Source organism: Skermanella aerolata KACC 11604, assembly GCF_000936425.1.
GTDB classification, from domain to species: Bacteria; Pseudomonadota; Alphaproteobacteria; order Azospirillales; family Azospirillaceae; genus Skermanella; species Skermanella aerolata.
Genome location: NZ_AVFK01000230.1, coordinates 1 through 370, shown reverse-complemented (window position 1 = coordinate 370; position 370 = coordinate 1). Strand labels below are relative to the sequence as shown.

Sequence of the window (370 nt, the reverse complement as noted above, 5' to 3'; positions counted from 1 at the left end):
CGGACAGCAACATCACGGTTTACGAGCACCATGTCTGCCACGACCGGGTCGAGCCGTTCCGGATCGGTGAGTTCCGGTCCAGGTTCTCGCGCGAACTGGTCGAGGCGTATCACGCCGACATCGACAAGGCGGCGCTGGCGCGGGACTGGATCATCACGATCCTGGTCCACCCGAAGCTGATCGACCGCCTCACCAACCGCTTCTGGGGCGGCACCGTCGAGGCCGACGACGTCCTGACGGAACAGGCCAGCGACCGGGTGCGGACCCTGCTCGCCATGCTGCGCGAGTACAATCCCAGGCGGCTCGGCGTCCGGATCGACAACGGCGTTCCCTACAGCGAGATCGGCGAGGCCATGCGGATGGTGCTGTA

General features: G+C 65.9%; 1 protein-coding gene. It reads left to right on the top strand.

From position 1 onward, the window contains the following. On the top strand, window positions 1–370 hold a 370-nt coding region (locus tag N826_RS44665; RefSeq protein ID WP_044438135.1), incomplete at both ends, for a hypothetical protein.